Below are 17,919 nucleotides of genomic sequence, written 5' to 3'. Positions count from 1 at the left end.
CTTTCGCGCTGCCGCCTTGCTATGCCGCGGTGATCCCACAGCTCACTTCGAACCCTTCGCCGAACCGGCACACCACCTCGTCGCCCGGCTCGACCGGATGCACCCCGGTCACCGCCCCGCTGGACACCCATTGCCCGGCCTCCAGCGCGATGCCCCGCGCCGCCATCAACTCGAGCAGGAAGCGCACCGCGCCCACGGGTCCGTCGAGCATCGTCTCGGCCGTCGCCGCGCCGATCCGCTCGCCATTGATGTCGAGCGTCACCGGCCATGCCTTGATGTCCGCGCTGCGCCAGTCGGGGATCGCCGCGCCGATGACGAGACCGTTATTGTTGCCATAGTCGGAGATCGTCACGGTCGGGCCGTGCTGGTTGATCCCGGGAAAGGGCGAGCTGGCGATCTCGATCCCGACATGCACCACGTCGATCAGGTCGGCGGCCTCCTCCTCGGTGAAGCGCGTCTTGCCCGCAGGCGGCGCAGCGCGCAGGCGAAGCAGGAATTCGGCCTCGGCGGCGCCGAACCCCTCGCCGAAGATCGGCATTTCCAGGCCCTCGCGCGCATCGACGATAGTATCAGTGAAGATCGGCCCCGCGAGCCGGTCGACGCCGTCGCGCGGCGGATTGATCCGCCCGACCTTCCACCCACCAATTTTCCGGCCATCGAAAGCGATCGCATGGTCCTGCACGGCATAAGCGTCGTCCAGCGCTTCAGGAATGTCGCCAGGGAAGTCGGGAAGCGCGCGGCTTTCGCGCCGCGCCTCGACGAACGCCTCGGCAATGCGACGCGCGTCATCGGCAATTTCTACGGATCCCACCAGGCGCCTTCCTCTCACACACTCTAGTTTGGCGACGGCGTAAAGGAAACCGGTGTCAGTGGCAACGGGGGTGTGGAGATTGCTCGCCTCCCATCGTCATCCTGCCCGAGATGACGAGGTTCACCCAGCCGCAATTCAGGTAGCGAGACAAGCCTTCTGAAGCGTGGATCCATAAACCACCACAAACGCGACGACTTAACGCCTGAGATTGGTGGTTTCCTGCCTAGCCGCTGCTGGGGCCGGCGAAAGCGATAGCCGTCGCTCATCTCAGCCGACCCATGTGGCAGCTAGCGCCCTAATTGCCCCGGTTCGAGTTCGCTTCCGGCTGCCCCCTTAGCTCCCGTTCGCGCAGGCGATCCGATATGGTCCGGACCGCGCCGATAGTGCCCTGCCTTTCCAACTCAGTCTGATACGCCCCTGAGCCACCAAATGATCGACCGCAGCGTGGACGATCGGCATCCCGGTACGCCAATCAGCCCCATCACTTGCAGACATTTCTGCGGCAACCATTCGTGCGACCTCGCTTGGGCATATCGTTGCTCCCGGTTCACGTTGGCCAAGCAGGGTCAGCATGGCGGCACTTGCGATATCCATCCTCACTTTCGTTTCCGGCCCGACGTCATTGGATCGGGCTTCGGTGGCGGCTTCCACCCTGGCAGAGGAGACGGCCGCTGGCGGCTCGTGCCAAGACCCATGGCACCCGGCTGTTGGCGAACCAAATCCGATGTGTCGGACTGTGCGGCCTCTGCAGCACTCGCTCCACCTCGCATCAAATTGATGCGGTCACGAATGCGCCGCGCCTCCTCGAAATCGAGCGCGCTAGCCGCAGCGTCCATCTTGCGTTGGAGGTTCTCGATTGTGTCGGTCATCACCGCTCAACGCGCGACTGCGATTTAGGGCAGCATCGCGCCCTAACATCGGTTCTTCAAGCGATCGAACGGTCGGGCATCAGGAATGGCCGAGAATGGGTTACGGCTACCGCTTGACTTAGGCTAAAGCGTAACGCCTCGCTTCCAGAAAGCGATCTCGCGCTCTCCATTACGCTCGGCACAAGTTTCCGCGCCCGAGGCGATCGCTACGATCCGATCGATCAGCGCTTCCTCTGCAACCTCGAACCCGTCGGTCAGCACCTGCCCCGCATCGAAATCGATCCAGTTGGGCTTGCGCGCGGCAAGCTCGCTGTTCGACGCGATCTTGACCGTCGGCACCGGGAAGCCGAGCGGCGTGCCGCGGCCGGTGGTGAACAGGATGACCGTCGCCCCCGCCGCGGCAAGCGCAGTCGAAGACACCGCATCGTTGCCCGGCGCTTCGAGCAGGGTCAGCCCGGTCCGCTCGATGCGTTCCCCGTACCGCTTGACGTCGGTCAGCACCGCGTGCCCGGCCTTCTGCACCGCGCCGAGCGACTTCTCCTCGAGCGTGGTGATCCCGCCGGCGACATTGCCGGGCGACGGATTCTCCGAGACCGGCTCGCCATGGCTGAGGAAGTAGGTCTTGAAGTCGTTGACCACGCCGACGACGCCATCGAACACATCGCGGCTCTCGGCGCGGTCCATCAGCATCTGCTCGGCCCCGAAGATCTCGGGGATTTCGGTGACGATCGCGCTGCCGCCCGCGGCGGTGATCGCGTCGCTCATCCGCCCAACCAGCGGGTTGGCGGTCAGGCCTGAGAATCCGTCCGAGCCGCCGCACTTTACGCCGAGGACGAGCTTGTCGAGGCCGACCGGCTGGCGCCGGGTCTTCGCGGCCTCGGCGGCGAGATCGGCAACCGCGGCGAGCCCCTCCTCGAACTCGTCGGCCGAAGTCTGCGCGACGATCGTGCGGATGCGCGGGCGATGGCTTTCGGGCACGTCTTCGAGCAGCCGGGCGATCTGGTTCGATTCGCAGCCCAGACCGATCAGCAGCACGCCGCCGGCATTGGGATGCGCCGCGAGCGCGGCGAGCATCCGCCGCGTCGCGCCGAGATCGTCGCCGAGCTGCGAGCAGCCATAAGGATGCGCGAAGGCGTGGACGCCATCGACCTGCCCTGCATGGCGGCGCCCGGCCTCGGCGGCGATCCGCTCGGCGGTGCGCCCGACGCAGCCGACGCTGGGAAGGATCCAAATCTCGTTGCGCGTCCCCACGCGCCCATCCTCGCGGACATAGCCCAGGAAAGTCCGCATGTCGGAAGCCGGCGCACGCGGCGCGGCATGCGGATCGTAGCGATAGTCGAGCGTGCCCGACAGGCCGGTGGCAAGGTTATGGCTGTGGACATGGTCGCCCGCCCGGATCGCCGCCGTGGCGCGGCCGATCGAGAAACCGAACTTCACGATCTCCTCGCCCGCAGCAATATCGCGCAGCGCAACCTTATGCCCCTTGGGGATGTCGGCATGGGCAACGATCGCGGTGCCGCCGACATCGACCGCTCCGCCAGCCGACACCGCTTCGAGCAAGGTCGCGACGTGGTCGCTGGAATGGATTCTAAGGGCTTTGGTCATGCGCGTTCCGGGGCGCCCATGCGCCAGCGGCTATTTGGGTCGAAACGACCGGCGGCGCAACCGTCGTTGCCAATACAACTGACACCGGTTACCCGGTTCAGAAAGAGAAAAAGGAGGGGACGCGCGATGATCGACCGCCGCACGCTGATCGCCGGAGCCTCGGCAACGCTGCTCCCGGCGCACGCTTGGGCCCGGTCCATCGCCCCCGTGCGCACCGCCGCCGGATTGTTCCAGGGAACCTTGGAGGGCGGCGTCCGCGTGTTCCGCGGCATCCGCTACGGCCGCGCCGATCGCTTCCGCGCGCCGGTCGCCGTCTCGCCCCCCGGCGAAGTGCAGGCGGCAGCAACCTTCGGCCCGGTCGCGCCGCAATCGGGCAGCCGCTATGGCGCGCAGTCCGAAGACTGCCTGTTCCTCAACATCTGGACCTCCGACGCCCGTCCCGCGGCCCGGAAACCGGTGATGCTGTACATTCATGGCGGCGCTTATTCGGGCGGCAGCGTCACCGATCCGCTCAACGACGGGCACGTCCTCGCGGCACGCGGCGACGTGGTCGTGGTGAGCGTCAACCACCGCCTCAATGCGCTCGGCTATCTCTACCTCGCCCGCCTCGACTCGCGCTTCCCCGACAGCGGCAATCTGGGCCAGCTCGACCTGATCCTCGCGCTGCGCTGGGTGCGCGACAACATCGCCAGTTTCGGCGGCGATCCGAACCGGGTACTCGTCTTCGGCCAGTCGGGTGGCGGCGCCAAGATCGCGACGATGATGGGCATGCCGGCAGCGCGCGGCCTGTTCCACCGCGCCGCGACGATGAGCGGCCAGCAAGTCACTGCCTCGGGCCCGCTCAACGCCACCGCACGCACCCGCGCCTATCTCGCCAGGCTCGGCGTCAACGATCTCGATGCCTTGCTGACGATGCCGCACGAGAAGCTGATCGAAGGCTTGTCCGCGACCGATCCCATCCTCGGCGGGAGCGTCTATTTCGGCCCGGTGCTCGACATGAAATGGCTCACCCGCCACCCCTTCTGGCCCGACGCCAATCCGCAATCGAATGCTATCCCGATGCTGCTCGGCAACACGCACGACGAGACCCGCGCCTTCGTCGCACCCGATTCCCCCAAGATGCGCGATCTCACTTGGGACAATATCGCCGAGCGGATCGCTCCCGAACTGCGCATCGACATCCTCCCCGAATGGGTCGTCGCACAGTATCGCGCGCGCTTCCCGGACTGGACGCCGGAGCGCGTCTTCTACGACGCGACGACCTGCGGACGCAGCTGGCGCGGCCAGGTGATCGAGGCCGAGGAACGCGCCAAGGCCGGCGCCCCGGCCTGGGTCTATCAGCTGGACTTCACCTCGCGCACCGATCCGCGCTGCGGCGCCTTCCACACGCTCGACATCCCGCTCGTCTTTGGCACGCTCGGCGCCGAGGGTTCGCATACCGGCACAGGCGCCGACGCCCGCGCCATGTCCCAGGCGATGCAGGACTGCTTCGTTGCCTTCGCCACGACGGGCGACCCCAATCATCCCGGCCTGCCGCGCTGGCCGCGCTATGCCCTCGACAAGCGCGCGACGATGGTCTTCGATATGCCGAATCGTATCGCGAACGACCCGCGCCAATGGCAGCGCGAGCTGTTCGCGCGCGTGCCCTATATCCAGCCCGGCACCTGAACCGGGCGCCCAGGAGGTTGCCCATGAAGCTTGACCGTCGTTCCGCGCTGCTCGCAGCGCTTGCCACCCCGTTCGCGGCGCACGCCCAGTCCGCGCCGCCCAGGGGTGACAAACCGCTGCCCGCGGGGCTGGCAGACCCCACCGAGACGATCGACCTTTGGCCAAAGGGCGTCCCCGGCAAGCCGGCCAGGCTGCCAGTCGAGAAGGTCGAGGAACGCAGCACCAACGCGATGCTCGCCGACCGCTCGGTGAGCGGCGTCGCCAACCCCCGGCTGGCGGTGTTCCGCCCGCGCGTCGCCAACGGCGCCTCGGTGCTGATCATGCCGGGCGGCGGCTATGTCCGGATCGTGCTCGACCACGAGGGGTATGGGCTGGCGCGCTGGCTCGCTGCGCAGGGCTTCACTGCCTATGTGCTCTTCTATCGCCTGCCCGGCGACGGCTGGAAAGCCGGCCCCGATGTCGCGCTGTCGGACGCGCAGCGGGCGATGCGGCTGATCCGCGCGCGCGCGATCCGCGATGCGCTCGATCCCGAGCGCGTGGCAGCGATCGGCTTTTCGGCGGGCGGGCACCTTTGCGCCGACCTGGCGACACGGCACGCCACCAAGACCTATGATCCGGTCGACGCCGCCGACAGGCTCGGCGCGCGGCCGATGCTCGCCGCGCCGATCTACCCGGTGATCTCGATGTCCGCGCCCGACGCGCATATGGGCTCGCGAAAACAGCTGATCGGCGAGAATGCGAGCGCCGCGCTCGAGGCAGCGCACGCCCCCCACCGCAATGTCGACAAGTCCACGCCCCCCTGCTTCCTGCTCCACGCCGAGGACGACGATGTCGTGCCGGTCGAGAACAGCCTGCTGCTGCGCGCCGCACTCAAGGCGGCGGGCGTGCCGGTCGAGACACACCTGTTCCCCTATGGCAGTCACGGCTTCGGAATGACCCGCGCGATGGGCAAGCCGATCGGCGCCTGGCCCGAACTGTTCCTGAGCTGGACGCGGAGCCAGGGGCTGGCCTGATCGGGTTCAGCCGCGTCCGGCCGCTGCGTCGGCGAGCCACTCCTCGATATTGGTGAAGCCATCACCGTTGCGATCAGCGTTGCCGTCCGGCTTGCGCGGATCGAGCCCGTGCCGGCGCTCCCATGCGTCGGGCATGCCGTCCTCGTCGCGGTCCGCAGGCGCGGGCAGGCTCTTCAGTTCGGGCCAGCCGCCGACATCGCGCTGGCTGTCGATCTGGCGGCCCGTGCGATCGCGGACGCCGGCGACGATGCGTGCATCGACGGCGTCGCGCACCTTCGAGGCGCCGGCGCCGTTAAGCACGCGACGATACGCCGAAGCAGCGGTATCAGGGTCTACCGGCGCAACGTCCACAGGCCCGGCCAGGCGATACCCTTCGGGCTGGACGCCGGTGACCAGGCTCCACGGGTCGGCGGGGATCGTGCCGTTCATGCTGTTGCCGGTGAACCACGCCTTGGCCAGCGTATCCGACTCGTCGAATGCGATCGGCTTCTGCGATTGCGGGCCGGCGACATAGGCATTGTCGACGAAATTGTAGCGTACCAGCGCCGCCTTGTCGGCATTGTAGCCGGCGTGGCCGCGGCCCCAATTGTAGAAGACGTTCGATCGGAAATCGAAGAACGCGCCGACCGGATCGACTTCCGGGCCGCTGTAATTGCCCGGCCGCGGCATCCGCGCCGAGTGGCTGGCCCAGAGATTGTGGTGGAAGCTCGCCTTCGATCCGCGGCCGCCGCGGATCAGACTTCCATAGCCGTGCTCGCCCTTGGCGTGGAGCGATCGGGTGAGCGATTCCGCAATGATCGACCATTGGACGGTGACGTCGTAAAACCCTTGCTCGGGCGAGGCATAGTTGGCCGAAACCGACAGGGTTTCGTCGACCGACCAGCTGGCCGAGACGTGATCGAGGATGATGCGTCGGCCCCTGGTGATCGTGATCGCGTCGGATTCGGTCCTGGATTCGTCGCCGAGCCGCGAGCGGATGTAGCGCACTACGACATCGTCGGCCGAAATCTGCAGCATATGATCGCGCAGGGTGATGCCGTGGCCCGGTGCCGACTGACCGGCGATCGTCACCCTGCCCTCACGGATCACCAGCGGCTTGGTCAGCTTGATGGTGCCCGATACGCGAAACAGGATCGTGCGCGGTCCCTTGGTCTCGACCGCGGCGCGGAGACTGCCGGGGCCTGAATCGGCGAGGTTGGTGACGAACAGCACCTGCCCGCCACGGCCTCCCTGCGCAAAGCGGCCTGCGCCCTCGGCGCCGGGGAAAGCGAGCTGCTGCGCGGCAAGCGCGAGGACCGCAAACCAGGGCATCATGCGGGCACGCTTCGGTCGAGTTTCTGCACGGTCTTGCCATTCACGCGCACATTTCGGAGCGAAAGCCGCTCGGTATGGCGGACAATGCTCGGCGCGGTGACCCCGTCGAAGCTGCAATCGTTCAGCGCGATGTCGGTCACCGGCGCGCCGGGGAGCCCCTGGCTGTCGAGCACCCGCGTCGCCTGGCGCGCGCGAAGCCGGGTGATGTTCACATGCCGCAGGACGGGCGTGAAGCGGCCCTTCGCCCCCTCCTCATAATTGAAGTCGCAGGCGATCGCGGCGCGGCCGACCTGGCCCACGTCAATGTCGCGATAGTGGAAGTTCTCGAGAAGCCCGCCGCGCAAGGCGTTGTTCTTGAAACGGATCGCATACCAGAGATCGGGGCTGTCGAGCCGGCACTTCTCGGCGAACACCCAGCGCGCCCCGCCCGAGATCTGCGAGCCGACGGTGATCCCGCCATGCCCTTCCTTCATCCGGCAGTTGCGGATCAGGATGTTCTGCGACGGCACGTTGAGCCGCCGCCCGTCCTCGTTGCGCCCCGAATTGACGGCGATGCAATCGTCGCCGGTGTCGAAGCTGCAATCCTCGATCAGCATCCCATCGACCGACTCGGGATCGGTGCCGTCGTTGTTGGGGCCGTGACCATAAATGTCGAGCCCGCGCAGGATGACATTCCGGCAGAGCACCGGATGGACGTTCCAGAAGGGCGAATTGCGGATTCGGACGCCCTCGATCAGCACATTCTCGCAGAGGTACGGCTGGATGAAGGGCGGGCGGAGGAAATGGCCATCGCCGAACACGCGTTTCTCTACCGGCACGCGGTCTTCGGCCATCTGGAACAGGACGGCCCGGCTCTTGCGCTGATCGGGCATTCCCTCGCGCCAGCCATAGGAGACGGTACCGCCCCAGGGGCCCTTCCACGCCCACCAATGCTGCGCGCTGCCCTGGCCATCGAGCGTGCCAGCACCGGTGATCGCGATGTTTCTAGCCTTATAGGCATAGATCAACGGCGAATAGTTGATCAGCTCGATCCCCTCCCAACGCGTGAAGACCATCGGATACTGCGCCGGATCGGTGCTGAAGCGCAGCGTTGCCCCCTTGGCGACATGCAGCTCTACATTGGACTTCAGATGGACCGCACCGGTGAGGAAGTCGCCCGCCGGTACGAGCACCCTGCCCCCGCCCGCCGCGGCGCAGGCCGCGATGGCGCCGGCGATCGCCGCGGTGTTGAGCGTGGTGCCGTCGCCCCTGGCGCCGTGCGCGGTGATGTCGAAAGTCCGCGGTGGAAAGACCGGGGCGCGGGCTTTCCGGGCGATCTCGGCGGCGCGCTGCCACGGATCGGCGGCGGCGAATGCCTGGGCAGGCAGCAGCGTTGCCGCGCCGGCAGCGGTGCCATAGCGAAGCAGGTCGCGACGGGATTGTTGGAGCAGCATCGTATCTCCTATGCGCGCGGCTCTGCGGCCAAGTCATGACACCGGTATCAGGGAGTTGCGTGCGATGGCAAGACTCCCCCTCCCCGTTAGCGCCCAGCGCGTCTGAGCGCCGCCCTCGATTGATCGGGAGGGCAATGAAGGAAAAACGGCCCTTCGACGCGCCTAGGGCGAGGCGCGCACGGCGCCACCGGATGCGTTTGGTGCAATCGCCCGACCGCGCTATGTCCTGAGGACAATGAAGCGCACCAACCAGCCCACGATCAACGACGTCGCCCGCATCGCCGGCGTCTCGAAGAAAACCGTCAGCCGGGTGATCAACCAGTCGCCGCTGCTCAACGCCGACACCCGCAAGCGCGTCGAGGATGTGATCGCCGAACTCGGCTATGTCCCCAATCCGCAGGCGCGCGCGCTGGCGTTGCGGCGCAACTTCCTGATCGGGCTGATTCACGACAATCCCAACGCGCAGATGGTCCTGAACGTCCAGCAGGGCATGCTCGAAGTGCTGCGCGACACCGAGTTCGAGCTGATCGTCCACCCGGTCAATCGCGGCTCGCCGACGATGCTCGCCGACATCGGCCAGTTCCTCGAGCGGCAGCGGCCCTTCGGCGTGATGATCCTGCCGCCGATCTCCGAGAACGACCAGATGGCGGCGCTCTGTGGCGAGCTGGGCGTGCGCTATGTGCGGATGGGATCGGCGCCGCTCGACGAGGCGCCGCACATGGTCGCTTCGAACGATCGCGAAGCCGTGCGCGGCGCGGTCGAGCATCTGATCGAATCGGGGCACAAGCGGATCGGTCTGGTGCAGGGGCCGCATGGCTTCCGCTCGGCGTTCGAGCGGCAGAAAGGCTATGAGGAGGCGATCGAGGCGGCCGGGCTGCCGCTCCAGCGCACCCTGATCGTCCAGGGCGACTACAAGTTCGAATCCGGCATGCGCGCGGCCGAGCAACTGCTCGACCTGGCGCCGCGCCCGACCGCGGTGTTCGCGTCGAACGACGAAATGGCGGCGGGCGTGCTCCACGTCGCGCGCCAGCGCGGGCTCAACGTGCCGCAGGACCTGTCGATCATCGGCTTCGACGACACCCCGATCGCGTCGCACCTGTGGCCGCCGCTGACCACGGTGCGCTGGCCGATCGCGACGATGGCGCGCGCGGCGGCGCTCAAGCTGGTGAGCGGCGAAGGCGGCACGGCGGAGGAAGACGGCGAGGCGTCGCTGTTCGTGTCGACGCTGATCCGCAGGGCTTCGGTGGCACCGGCAGCGGGGTGAGCGGGCAAAACGCTCCGCGCGGCGATTGACAAGCACGCCTCGGCGTGGCTGATTACAGCCATGGGGATTGCGATCTCCCCACGAGGCGTCAGCTGAAGAATCGCGTCCAGCTCACCATGCCGAGGACGCGCCATGCCCGCTCACAATACCATCACACCCGAAAAGCTTGCGCGCCTGATCGCGCTGCCCGGATCGCCACGCATCGTCGACCTGCGAGACTCGCCGACGGAGGCGATACCGGGATCGCAGAGTTTTGCCAGCAAAGACCCGATCGATTGGGATCTACCCAGGGGCGCCTCCGTCGTCGCCGTCGATTTGGATGGGCAAGGCAGGGCAGCGTCAGCAGCCGCGATCCTGCGCAGCGAGGGTATCCCGGCCGAGGTGCTTGAGGGCGGGTTCGCTGCCTGGACCGCCGCCGGGCTCCCGACCGTCTCCTTCGCGCATCTGCCGAAGCGGCATAAAGATGGGCGGACCTGGTGGGTTACCCGATCGCGGCCCAAGGTCGATCGAATCGCCTGCCCTTGGCTTATCCGCCGCTTTGTCGATCGCGACGCCCGCTTCCTGTTCGTAGCACCGGCCGAAGTGCTGACGGTGGCAGTGCAGCAGCAGGCAGAGCCGTTCGACCTGGACGATGAGCGCGTGTTTTGGAGCCACCACGCCGAGCTCTGCACCTTCGACGTGATGGTCGGGGCGTTCGGGCTCGGCGCGCATGTGCCGCTAGTGCGGCTCGCCGCGATCGTTCGCGGCGCGGACACGGACCGGCTCGACGTGGCGCCGGAGGCAGCCGGACTTCTTGCAATTTCGCTGGGTCTTTCCCGCATTCATAGCGACGATCATGCGCAGCTCGAAGCCGGTATGGCCGTGTACGACGCGCTGTACCGCTGGTGTCGCGACGCGCAAGGCGAGAAGCATGATTGGACCTCGCACCGGCCCGCGCGCGGCAATATGCCGGCATGACCGCGGCGACGATCGGCGTCGTGCCGTCTGCACGACCGCAGCCGGTGACCCTACGCCAGGCATTCTGGGTATGGCTGCGCATTGCGCTGCTGTCGTTTGGCGGGCCCGCCGGGCAGATCGCAGTGATGCATCGCATCCTGGTCGATGAAAAACGGTGGATCGGCGAGCAGCGTTTCCTCCACGCGCTAAACTATTGCATGCTGCTGCCGGGGCCCGAGGCGCAACAGCTTGCGACCTATATCGGCTGGCTGATGCATCGGACGAGGGGCGGCATCCTCGCCGGCGCGCTGTTCATCCTGCCGGGCGCCGCGGCGATCATGGCGCTGAGCTGGATCTACGTGCTTTATGGGCGCATCGGCATCGTCTCGGCGTTGTTCTTTGGGCTCAAGGCCGCCGTATTGGCAGTGGTGCTGCAAGCGGTGGTGCGGATCGGTGGGCGCGCGCTGACGACGGCGCCGGCGCGGCTGCTCGCGGTTGCGGCCTTCGTGCTGATCTTCTTTTTCGCCGCGCCGTTCCCGCTGATCGTGCTCGGCGCCGGCGTGATCGGCTGGTGGTCGGGCAAGCAGGGCAATACGGCCTTCCGCAGCGGCGGTCATGGCGGTTCAAAGGGCACGACCGTTGCCGATGCCGATACGCTGCTGGGCGAGGATCTGCCCGCGCACGCGCGGCCGACGTGGCGCGAAACCGCGCGCACCGCGCTGATTTGGCTGGCCTTGTGGCTGAGCCCCGTCGCCGCGCTGCTGATCGCGCTGGGTCCGGACAACGTGTTCAGCCGGATCGCCACGTTCTTTTCGACGATGGCGACGGTGACCTTCGGGGGCGCCTATGCCGTTCTCGCTTATGTCGCGCAGCAGGCGGTCGAAAATCATGCCTGGCTGAGCCCCGCCGAAATGCTCGACGGGCTTGGCATGGCGGAGACGACACCGGGGCCGCTTATCATGGTGCTCCAGTTCGTCGGGTTTCTAGGCGCTTATCGCGATTCCGGCGCGCTTTCGCCGCTGGTGGCGGGAACGCTGGGCGGGCTGCTCGCCACTTGGGTGACGTTCACGCCCTGCTTCCTGTGGATCTTTCTAGGCGCCCCCTTCATCGAGCGCTTGCGGGGGAATGCCGCGGTGGCAGGCGCGCTTTCGGCGATCACCGCTGCAGTCGTCGGGGTGGTGCTCAACCTGGCCGTGTGGTTTGCGCTGCACACCCTGTTCCGACAAACGGTGATGCTCGCAATAGGGCCGGTTAGGTTCGACACGCCCGTGCTCGACAGCGTCGATCCGTGGGCGATGCTGCTGGCTTCGGCGGCGGTCTTTGCGGTGTTCGTCCTGCGCGCCAATATCTTCGTCACACTCGCCGGAGCCTCGGCGGCTGGTATCGGGCTGCACTTCCTCGGCGTGCTGGCCTGAGCCGTTCGCCAGAGCAGCGCGCAAGCTACGGGATTATGGGGATAAGCGGCATAACAGCCGGAGTTCAGGCGGAGCTTACGTCCCCCGATGGCACGAGGAGGTAGGTTCGGTGCCTGGCAGGTAATTCCCAGGCACCGAGCGTACCGATCAGAAGCGGGCGCGGAAGCCGACGGCGTAGACGCTGTCGTCGGTGCGCGTGTCGCGGATGAAGTAGCTGTCGTTGATGTAGCTGCGATAGCGCGAGCGCAGCACGTTCGTACCCTCGGCAGTAAGGGTGAACTGCGGCGTCACGTCATAGGCGAGGCTGAAATCGAGGCGGCCGTTGGGACGCACATAGTTCAGCCAGTTCGCCTGATCGACCGGACGGACGTCGCCCGAGCCCGTGCGGTTCTCGTCGAAATATTCCGAGCGATAGGTGTAGACGACGCGCGCCGAGACGCCCTTGCGATCATAGAGCAGACCGGCGTTGAAGTTGTACTTCGACACGCCCTGGAGCGAATAGCCCGCCATCGGATCGCCGCCGCCGACTTCGCTGTCGGCATAGGTGAAGTTGCCGAACACGCCGAACCCGGCCAGGTCGCCCGGCAGGAAGTCGAAGAAGGTCTGGCCGCTGACCTCGATGCCCTTCAACGTAGCTTCGCCGACGTTGCGCGGACGCGAGATGTTATAGACTACGCCGTTGATCGTCTCGGCGGTCACATCGTTGAAGACGCGGTTCTTGATGTCGCGATAATAGCCGCCGATCGCGAGATAGCCCGACTTGAAGTAATATTCGAGCGTTGCGTCGAAGCTGTCCGACATCTGCGGCTTGAGGTCGGGGTTGCCGCCTGAGCCGCCGTTGCGGATGTTGGGGTTGGTCGAGACGATGTAGTTGAGACCCGGATTGAGCGAACCGAACGACGGACGCGCGATCGTCTTCGAATAGGTCGCACGCGCCTGGAGCCCGCCTCCGAACTGGATGCGCGCGCTGGCATTGGGCAGCCAATCGTCGTCGCTGGTGCTGGCCGCATAGGGCGTCAGCACGCGGGCGGGGTTGGGATCCGCAGGCGTGGGCGCCGGGGTGACGAAGGCGGCACCGGCGATGTCGCGATCGGTGCGGGTGTAGCGTACGCCGACCTTACCATCGATGGTGATGCCACCGAGCGGGATCTCATAGCCTGCCTGCAGATAGCCGGCATAGGTCTTCTCCGCGGCTTCGAAGCGGCGCGAAGGATCGAACGCCGGACGGCCCGCAGGCGCGCCGAAGAACGAACGCAGCGTCGACTGACCCTCGTCCGAGAGCAGATATTCGCGGTTGGGGATCAGGAAGGGGGCGCCCAGGTTGATCTGCGCAATGCCCGGTGCGCGGACGAGGAAATCACTGGGAAGGTTGGCCGAGCTCACCAGATTGGCGCCCGAGCCGCCCGGAGGCGTGACGCCCAGTTGGACCTGCTCGAACAGCGCGCCGCGATCAGCGAAGCGGCCGCCGAACTCGATCGTCTTGAGAATCGACCCGACTTCATAGGCGCCGTCGGCCTTGACCGCGAACAGGTCGCCCTCGCTGCGGACATAGTCCTGGAACAGCGAATTGATGAAGGCGAAGCCGGTGGCCGAGGCCATCGGGTTGCCCGGCGCGGTGATCGTCGCGGTGTGATCGGGATTGTCGAAATCGACGGTGACCGAGCCGACCTTCTTGCCGATGTCGATGATGAAATTCTCGTTGTTCGCGATCGACTTCTGGTACGAAGCATCAAGCGCAAGCGTGAGCGGGCCGTTGTCATACTTCAGGCCGAACGCGCCGAGATAGCTGTCGGTCTTGTTGTTCTTCGCCTGGCTCGAGGTGAAGGCGCTGGTGTTGTTGAAGGTGCCGCCCGTCATGTTGCAGAGGTTGCGGGTGGTGAAGTTGCCCGCCGCCAGCTCGATCGAATTGGGATTGAATCCCGCACTGTTTACGCGCGCGTCGAAGCAGTTGGTGTCGACGGTGACGCTGGTCAGGCTGTCCGAATTGAACAGCTGATATTCGTAGAACGCCGTGGTGAACTTGCCGCGATACGCCGTGTACATGCCATCGGCATAGACCTGTAGCTCGGGCGAGGCCTGCCACTGGAGCGAGCCGTTGACCTGCGGGCGCGAATAGCTGCCATATTCGTTGAGGCCGCCGGTCGAGATCGGCACGGCGACACCTGGCTGGCCCAGCGCGCTGCCGGCGCGGCGCTCGGCGACATAGTTGGTCGGGCGATTGAACTTGATGTCGTACCATGAGACGTTGATCAGCGCGCCGATCTCGCCGATGCCGGTGTCCCAGCGATCGGTGGCGAGGAAGCCGAGCTGCGGCCCGAGCTTCTCGGCGTTAGAGGCGTAGTTGAGTTTGCCGCTGATCGCGATCGTCGGGTCGCGATAATCGAACGGCTTGTTAAGGCGCAGGTCGATCGCGCCGGCGACGCCGCCTTCGATCAGGTTGGCGGTGTTCGACTTGAACACATCGACGCGGGCAAGCGCCTCGGCGGGGAGGTCCTGGAACGCGAAGCCGCGACCTTCGGTGGTGAAGATCTCGCGACCGTCCAGCGTGGTGAGGATGTCGCCCAGGCCGCGGATCGTCGGGTTGACGATCTCGTTGTTGCCGCCGACGGTGACCTGGACGCCCGGCACGCGCTGGAGCGCGGCGGCGGTGGTGGCATCGGGGAACTTTCCGATGTCCTGCGCCACGATCGAATCGACCACCAGCGGGGAATCGCGCTTGATTTCGGCAGCGCGCGCGAGGCTGGCGCGGATGCCGGTGACGACGATCTCGTTCTCGGCACCGGATTCGTCTACCTGATCGGCGGTGGCTTCGGCCGACTGGCCGGTGGCGGGCGTGGCGCCCTCGAGCGCTTGCTGGGCGAAGGCGGGGGCAGGAATCGCCAGGACCGCGGCCGAAAGCAGAAGCGAACTACGCATTACAAACATCTCCCATACCGGCAGTCTGGGCGCGAAACGCGTCGCCCGACCGCTGAGGGGGGCGCTGGTACGCCCTCGATATGGTGGGATCAAGTGTCATATAAATAAGCTCTTTGGGCATGTTGCACTTAGGTGACAGTGCACCCCTTCCCTGCGTGAAAGTGAAGATTTCGGAACCGCAGCTGTATCCTGACCCGCCCGTGGGGGTCGGAACCGGCCAAAACCCGGCTCACCGGTGCCCTCGGAACGGCCAGCCGAAATTGCCTCGTTACGCGCCGTTAACTATGCTGCATCGCAGCGAAGGAGGTGCGTATCATGGCTCCACAGCGAGTGCGTAAGGCTGTTTTCCCCGTTGGCGGACTAGGGACCCGCTTTCTCCCGGCAACCAAGGCCATCCCCAAGGAGATGCTGCCGATCGTCGATCGGCCATTGATCCAATATGCGGTCGAGGAAGCGATCGAGGCCGGGATCGAACAACTCATTTTCGTCACCGGCCGCGGCAAGGCGGCGATCGAGGACCATTTCGACATCGCGTTCGAGCTCGAGACGACGATGTCCGGGCGCGGCAAGTCGCTCGAGATCCTCGACCGGACCCGGCTCAAGCCCGGTGCGGTGACCTATGTGCGGCAGCAGGAGCCGATGGGGCTCGGCCATGCCGTGTGGTGCGCGCGCGACGTGGTCGGCAACGAGCCGTTCGCGGTGCTGCTCGCCGATGATTTCATGGTTGGGCGGCCGGGCTGCCTCAGGCAGATGATCGACGCCTATGACCAGGTCGGCGGCAACGTGATCTGCGCCGAGACGGTGCCCGACGAGCAGACGCATCGTTATGGCATCATCACGCCCGGCACGCGCGACGGCGCGCTGACCGAGGTCAAGGGCCTGGTCGAAAAGCCTGCGCCGGGGACCGCACCGTCGAACCTGTCGGTGATCGGCCGCTATATCCTCCAGCCCGATGTGATGGGCGTGCTGGCAAGTCAGGAAAAGGGCGCCGGCGGCGAAATCCAACTCACCGACGCAATGTCGCGGATGATCGGCGATCAGCCCTTCCACGGGCTGACCTTCGCGGGCACGCGCTACGATTGCGGCGACAAGGCCGGGTTCCTTCATGCCAATCTGGCGATGGCACTTGAGCGTGAGGATCTGGGCGACGAAGTCGAGCATTTCGCGCGCGAGCTGCTCGCCGCCCGCCAGCCGCGCCGTGCGGCTTGAGCCCGCCAGCCAGTATCTAGGAGTTAGACTATGCGTATCGTGATGATCGGGTCGGGCTATGTCGGTCTCGTCTCGGGGGCGTGCTTCGCCGATTTCGGCCACCAGGTGACCTGCATCGACAAGGACGAAGGCAAGATCGCGCGGCTCAAAGGCGGGCAGATCCCAATTTACGAGCCGGGCCTCGACGAACTCGTCGCGCGCAACGTCGATGCGGGGCGGCTCGCCTTCTCGACCGAGTTGAACGGCGCGGTCGAGGCGGCGGACGTGGTGTTCATCGCGGTCGGCACGCCGAGCCGGCGCGGCGACGGACATGCCGACCTTTCCTATGTCCATGCCGCCGCGGCGGAGATGGCGCCGTGCCTCAAGGGCTTCACCGTGGTGGTAACCAAATCGACCGTGCCCGTGGGCACCGGCGACGAAGTCGAGCGGATCATCGCCGAGACCAATCCGGATGCGCAGTTCGCAGTCGCGTCGAACCCCGAATTCCTGCGCGAAGGCGCGGCGATCGAGGACTTCAAGCGCCCCGACCGCATCGTCATCGGCATCGAGGACGAGCGCGCGCGGCCGGTGATGGAGGAAGTGTATCGCCCGCTCTATCTCAACCAGGCGCCGATCCTGTTCACCGGGCGGCGGACGAGCGAGCTGATCAAATACGCCGCGAACGCATTCCTCGCGGTCAAGATCACATTTATCAACGAGATGGCCGATCTGTGCGAGGCAGTGGGCGGCGACGTCCAGCAGGTCGCGCGCGGGATCGGGCTCGACAACCGCATCGGCAGCAAGTTCCTCCATGCCGGGCCCGGCTATGGCGGATCGTGCTTCCCCAAGGACACGCTGGCTCTCGTCAAGACCGCCGAGGATGCGGGCACCCCGGTGCGGATCGTCGAGGCGACGGTGGCCGTAAATGACAGCCGCAAGCGCGCGATGGGCCGGAAGATCATCGCGGCGTGCGGGGGGTCAGTACGCGGCAAGAAGATCGCGGTGCTCGGCCTGACCTTCAAGCCCAACACCGATGATATGCGCGACGCACCGAGCCTCGCGATCATCCAGGCGCTGGAGGACAATGGCGCGCAGGTCGCAGCGTTCGATCCCGAGGGCATGGGCGCGGCACGCCCGCTGCTGCCGAGCGTCGAATTCGCCACCTCGCCTTATGCGGCGGCCGACGGCGCCGCGGCGCTGGTGATCGTGACCGAGTGGAACGCGTTCCGCGCGCTCGACCTGGCCGAGCTTCGCCGGCGGATGGACGGCGACGTACTGGTCGACCTGCGCAACATATACCGCCCCGACACGGTGGAGGCCGCAGGCTTCACCTATACCGGCGTCGGACGCGGGCTACCAGTTGCGTCAGAAGCACTGGCGATTGCAGCCGAGTAAATCACCTTCACGCTTCGGCAGATATCGACATCAACTCAACGCAAACAGGGCGCCCGGCACAGTCCGGGCGCCCTTTTTAGTCTAAATACTCC

The 17,919-nt window shown here is 66.2% G+C and carries 14 protein-coding genes; 7 read left to right on the top strand and 7 right to left on the bottom strand.

Annotation, left to right across the window (positions count from 1 at the left end; all coding sequences use genetic code 11):
- Nucleotides 1–19: 19 nt before the first annotated feature.
- From RZN05_RS01915 to RZN05_RS01900, 4 genes are all read right to left on the bottom strand, one after another.
- Nucleotides 20–811, bottom strand: a complete 792-nt coding sequence (locus RZN05_RS01915; RefSeq protein WP_317224937.1) for a 2-keto-4-pentenoate hydratase — start codon at nt 809–811, stop codon at nt 20–22.
- A 333-nt stretch (nt 812–1,144) separates the two neighbouring features.
- Entirely contained in the window at nt 1,145–1,384 is a 240-nt protein-coding gene (locus RZN05_RS01910; RefSeq protein WP_317227540.1) for a DUF3253 domain-containing protein, read from the bottom strand.
- A gap of 23 nt (nt 1,385–1,407) precedes the next feature.
- A complete protein-coding gene (locus RZN05_RS01905) occupies nt 1,408–1,680 on the bottom strand; it encodes a UvrB/UvrC motif-containing protein (RefSeq protein ID WP_317224936.1) in 273 nt (90 codons plus the stop codon).
- A gap of 123 nt (nt 1,681–1,803) precedes the next feature.
- The gene (locus tag RZN05_RS01900; protein ID WP_317224935.1) at nt 1,804–3,285 is read right to left on the bottom strand and encodes a UxaA family hydrolase; all 1,482 of its coding nucleotides are present in this window, start codon (nt 3,283–3,285) and stop codon (nt 1,804–1,806) included.
- Nucleotides 3,286–3,411: 126 nt separating this feature from the next.
- Here RZN05_RS01900 and RZN05_RS01895 point away from each other — a divergent pair, with 126 nt between their 5' ends.
- Both RZN05_RS01895 and RZN05_RS01890 read left to right on the top strand, forming a co-directional pair.
- Nucleotides 3,412–4,953: a carboxylesterase/lipase family protein gene (locus tag RZN05_RS01895; protein ID WP_317224934.1), complete on the top strand. Its 1,542-nt coding sequence runs from the start codon at nt 3,412–3,414 to the stop codon at nt 4,951–4,953.
- Nucleotides 4,954–4,976: 23 nt separating this feature from the next.
- Complete coding sequence (locus RZN05_RS01890; RefSeq protein ID WP_317224933.1) at nt 4,977–5,966, top strand: alpha/beta hydrolase; 990 nt, start codon at nt 4,977–4,979, stop codon at nt 5,964–5,966.
- Between the two features lie 6 nt (nt 5,967–5,972).
- Here RZN05_RS01890 and RZN05_RS01885 read toward each other — a convergent pair whose 3' ends face one another.
- Both RZN05_RS01885 and RZN05_RS01880 read right to left on the bottom strand, forming a co-directional pair.
- Nucleotides 5,973–7,280, bottom strand: coding sequence for a pectate lyase family protein (locus tag RZN05_RS01885; RefSeq protein WP_317224932.1), 1,308 nt, complete (start codon nt 7,278–7,280; stop codon nt 5,973–5,975).
- Nucleotides 7,277–8,713 carry a glycoside hydrolase family 28 protein gene (locus RZN05_RS01880; RefSeq protein ID WP_317224931.1) on the bottom strand — a complete coding sequence of 479 codons (1,437 nt, stop codon included), beginning with the start codon at nt 8,711–8,713 and terminating at the stop codon, nt 7,277–7,279. The genes RZN05_RS01885 and RZN05_RS01880 overlap by 4 nt, the downstream gene beginning before the upstream one ends.
- A 235-nt stretch (nt 8,714–8,948) precedes the next feature.
- Between RZN05_RS01880 and RZN05_RS01875 the strand changes: the two genes are divergently transcribed.
- The 3 genes from RZN05_RS01875 (at nt 8,949) to chrA (ending at nt 12,328) form a co-directional block, all read left to right on the top strand.
- The gene (locus RZN05_RS01875) at nt 8,949–9,977 is read left to right on the top strand and encodes a LacI family DNA-binding transcriptional regulator (protein ID WP_317224930.1); all 1,029 of its coding nucleotides are present in this window, start codon (nt 8,949–8,951) and stop codon (nt 9,975–9,977) included.
- A 132-nt stretch (nt 9,978–10,109) separates the two neighbouring features.
- Nucleotides 10,110–10,934 carry a sulfurtransferase/chromate resistance protein gene (locus RZN05_RS01870; protein WP_317224928.1) on the top strand — a complete coding sequence of 275 codons (825 nt, stop codon included), beginning with the start codon at nt 10,110–10,112 and terminating at the stop codon, nt 10,932–10,934.
- On the top strand, nt 10,931–12,328 hold the full coding sequence (chrA, locus tag RZN05_RS01865) for a chromate efflux transporter (protein WP_317227539.1): 1,398 nt from the start codon (nt 10,931–10,933) through the stop codon (nt 12,326–12,328). Before RZN05_RS01870 ends, chrA begins: the two co-directional genes overlap by 4 nt.
- A 147-nt stretch (nt 12,329–12,475) precedes the next feature.
- Here chrA and RZN05_RS01860 read toward each other — a convergent pair whose 3' ends face one another.
- Nucleotides 12,476–15,244: a TonB-dependent receptor gene (locus tag RZN05_RS01860; protein WP_317224927.1), complete on the bottom strand. Its 2,769-nt coding sequence runs from the start codon at nt 15,242–15,244 to the stop codon at nt 12,476–12,478.
- 315 nt (nt 15,245–15,559) lie between these two features.
- On the opposite strand from RZN05_RS01860, the gene galU reads away from it, so the two are divergent.
- Nucleotides 15,560–16,453: a UTP--glucose-1-phosphate uridylyltransferase GalU gene (gene galU, locus RZN05_RS01855; protein ID WP_317224926.1), complete on the top strand. Its 894-nt coding sequence runs from the start codon at nt 15,560–15,562 to the stop codon at nt 16,451–16,453.
- Between the two features lie 30 nt (nt 16,454–16,483).
- A complete protein-coding gene (locus RZN05_RS01850) occupies nt 16,484–17,827 on the top strand; it encodes a UDP-glucose dehydrogenase family protein (protein WP_317224925.1) in 1,344 nt (447 codons plus the stop codon).
- The last annotated feature ends 92 nt before the right edge of the window (nt 17,828–17,919 follow it).

It is taken from the genome of Sphingomonas sp. HF-S4, from assembly GCF_032911445.1.
GTDB lineage: Bacteria > Pseudomonadota > Alphaproteobacteria > Sphingomonadales > Sphingomonadaceae > Sphingomonas > Sphingomonas agrestis.
The sequence above is the reverse complement of the archived record's forward strand: the minus strand, read 5'-3'. Positions and strand labels throughout refer to the sequence as shown.